The organism is Aromatoleum diolicum, assembly GCF_012910955.1.
In the GTDB taxonomy this organism is placed as follows: Bacteria; Pseudomonadota; Gammaproteobacteria; order Burkholderiales; family Rhodocyclaceae; genus Aromatoleum; species Aromatoleum diolicum.
The window spans coordinates 1-3,111 of sequence record NZ_WTVQ01000089.1; the positions used below are offsets into that span (position 1 = coordinate 1).

At 63.7% G+C, this 3,111-nt stretch carries 2 protein-coding genes and 1 pseudogene; all 3 read right to left on the reverse strand.

Annotation, left to right across the window (positions count from 1 at the left end; all coding sequences use genetic code 11):
• Positions 1 to 191 precede the first annotated feature (191 nt).
• Positions 192 to 1,988 carry an acyl-CoA dehydrogenase gene (locus GPA25_RS23425; RefSeq protein WP_169262804.1) on the reverse strand — a complete coding sequence of 599 codons (1,797 nt, stop codon included), beginning with the start codon at positions 1,986 to 1,988 and terminating at the stop codon, positions 192 to 194.
• An 87-nt stretch (positions 1,989 to 2,075) separates the two neighbouring features.
• The gene (locus GPA25_RS23430; protein ID WP_169262805.1) at positions 2,076 to 3,020 is read right to left on the reverse strand and encodes an electron transfer flavoprotein subunit alpha/FixB family protein; all 945 of its coding nucleotides are present in this window, start codon (positions 3,018 to 3,020) and stop codon (positions 2,076 to 2,078) included.
• 2 nt (positions 3,021 to 3,022) lie between these two features.
• Positions 3,023 to 3,111: pseudogene (locus tag GPA25_RS23435) on the reverse strand (electron transfer flavoprotein subunit beta/FixA family protein); the annotation flags it as partial.

Sequence of the window (3,111 nt, forward strand, 5' to 3'; positions counted from 1 at the left end):
CACGGAACGGCCGCATTGCTCGATACAATTGAAAACGCCCGATGAGGTTCATCGGGCGTCTATGCAGGCCGGCCATTAGGCCGGCTTATCCGTCACAACAGGTGTCAACCTAATTCAGGACGGGTCAACCACTCTTGTGGCGGACGGTAGTGGGAGGATGCGCGCGGCGCCCTCCCACACTTCGTGCCGTATCAGAACTGCGCTTCGGACAGATCCATTGCTCCGGCAGCGCCATTGACCACGCTGTACGCGAGTGCGTGGGCCTGCGGCAGAATGTGGTCGGCATAGAAGCGCGCCGTTACGATCTTCGTGCTGTAGAAGTCGTCGCCGGCCGCCCCTTGGACGATGCGGGCCTGCGCTACCAGCGCAGCGCGCGCCATCATCCAGCCGCCGGCAACGATGCCGAGCAGCTTGAGGAAAGGCACCGATCCAACTGACGCAGCCTTGACGTCCTTGCCATAGGTGGCAAGGATGTACTCGACTGCCGACTCCAGCGACGAGATCCCGACGTCCAGCGACTTGCGGATCGCGACGAATGCCTCGCCGCTTTGCTCGCCAAGGCGAGCCTGCACCGCGCGCATCTCCGTGATGACTGCCTTGATCGTGACGCCATCTTCACGGGCGATCTTGCGGCCGATCAGGTCGTTGGCCTGGATCGCAGTGGTGCCTTCGTAAATAGTCGTGATGCGCGCATCGCGCAAGTGCTGCGCCGCGCCGGCTTCCTCGATGAAACCCATGCCGCCATGAACCTGCACGCCGGTCGAAGCGATGTCGATCGAGTTTTCCGTGCACCATCCCTTCACGACCGGGATCATCAGATCGACGAAGGCCTGTTTCTGCGCACGCACAGCCTCATCGGGGTGAAGGTGCGCCATGTCGGTCGCGGCGCCAACCACATAGGCCAGCGCACGCATCGCCTCGGTCTGCGACTTCATCGACATCAGCATGCGGCGCACATCCGGGTGATGGATGATCGACACCTTCGGTCCGCCGCGGACACCGACTTCGGTCCCCTGGACTCGGTCCTTCGCATAGGTCAAGGCATGCTGGTAGGCACGTTCCGACAGCGCCACACCTTCCATGCCAACGGCAAAACGGGCTTCGTTCATCATGATGAACATGTATTCGAGGCCGCGGTTCGGTTCGCCGACGAGCGTACCGATCGCTCCGCCTTTGTCACCGAACGCGAGCACGCAGGTCGGGCTGGCGTGGATGCCGAGCTTGTGTTCGATCGAGACGCAATGCACGTCGTTGCGCGCACCGGGCGTGCCGTCCGCATTGAGCACGAACTTCGGCACGACGAAGAGCGAAATGCCCTTCACGCCTTCCGGTGCGTCCGGCAGTCGGGCCAGCACCAGATGGACGATGTTGTCGGTGAGGTCATGCTCGCCGTAGGTAATGAAGATCTTCTGACCGAAGATGCGGTAGGTGCCATCGGGCTGTGGCTCGGCGCGGGTGCGCACCGCGGCGAGATCCGATCCGGCCTGCGGTTCGGTCAGGTTCATCGTGCCGGTCCACTGGCCGCTCACCATCTTCGGCAGGTAGGCTGCTTTCTGGTCATCGGTGCCACGCAGCGTGATCGATTCGATGGCACCGTTGGTCAGCATCGGGCACAGCGAGAACGCCATGTTGGCGGATTTCCACATTTCCATCACTGCGGTCGCGATCAGCTTCGGCAGACCCTGGCCGCCAAACTGCGGGTCGCAGGCCAGCGCGGTCCAGCCGGCTTCGGTGAACTGCCGATAGGCGTCCTTCCAGCCCGTCGCAGTTTTCACGCTGCCGTTGTCCCACTTGGCGCCTTCTTGGTCGCCGGACCAGTTCAGCGGTGCGAGCACGCCGCTGGCGAACTTGTTCGCCTCGTCGAGGATCGCATCCACCAGGTCGGATGAAACCTCTTCGCAGCCGGGTAGCTTCGCGACCTCGTCCAGGCCTGCCAGTTCGCGCATGACGAACTGCATGTCGCGGATCGGCGCAGTGTATTGACTCATGTGTTCTTCTCCCGAGACCTAATTATTAATTGAGGGCTACGCCCGGTCAGGCGCAGCCCTTTTTTCCAGCTTGTGCTGTCGCAGTGATCAGGCCACTGCCTTGGCCAGCTCGGGGACGATCTCGAACAGATCACCCACCAGCCCATAGTCCGCCACCTGGAAGATCGGCGCTTCCGGGTCCTTGTTGATCGCGACGATCACCTTGGAGTCCTTCATGCCGGCGAGATGCTGGATGGCGCCGGAGATGCCGACCGCGATATAGAGCTGCGGCGCGACGATCTTGCCGGTCTGGCCGACCTGGTAGTCGTTGGGCACGTAGCCCGCATCGACCGCGGCGCGCGAGGCACCCAGCGCTGCGCCGAGGGCGTCGGCGAGCGGCTCCAGCAGCTTGTGGTAGTTCTCGCTGTTGCCGAGGCCGCGGCCGCCGGAGACGATGATCTTCGCGGCACCGAGTTCAGGCCGTGCACTCTTGGTGAGTTCGCGGCCTTTCATCGTGGAGAGTCCCAGGTCGGGGCCGGCCGCCAGTGCTTCGACCGTCGCGGCACCATTCAGCCCCGCCGCTTCGAAGGCGGTGGTGCGCACCGTGAGCACTTTCACGGCGTCGGCGGATTTGACGGTGGCCATCGCGTTGCCGGCATAGATCGGCCGCACGAAGGTGTCGGCGCTTTCGATGCTGGTGACGTCGGAGATCTGTGCCACATCGAGGAGCGCCGCGACGCGCGGGGCGACGTTCTTGCCGTTGGCCGTGCTCGGCGCGAGGATGTGGGTGTAGCCCGATGCCTCATTGGCAACGAGGGCGACGACGAGCGCGGCGACGTTCTCGGCGGTCTGGGCGTCATAGTGCGCAGCGTCGGCCACGCGCACCTTGGCGACGCCGGCGATCTTCGCGGCTTCACTCGCGGCGGCGGCGCAATTCGCACCGGCCACCAGCACGTGAATCTCACCACTCAGTTTCGCGGCAGCGGCCACGGTGTTGAGCGTCGCGGCCTTGATCGTTTGATTGTCGTGTTCTGCAATTACCAGGATCGCCATGATCAGATCACCTTCGCTTCGTTCTTGAGCTTGTCGACGAGTTGCGCGACGTCCGCCACGCGCACGCCGGCACTGCGCTTCGGGGGCTCGG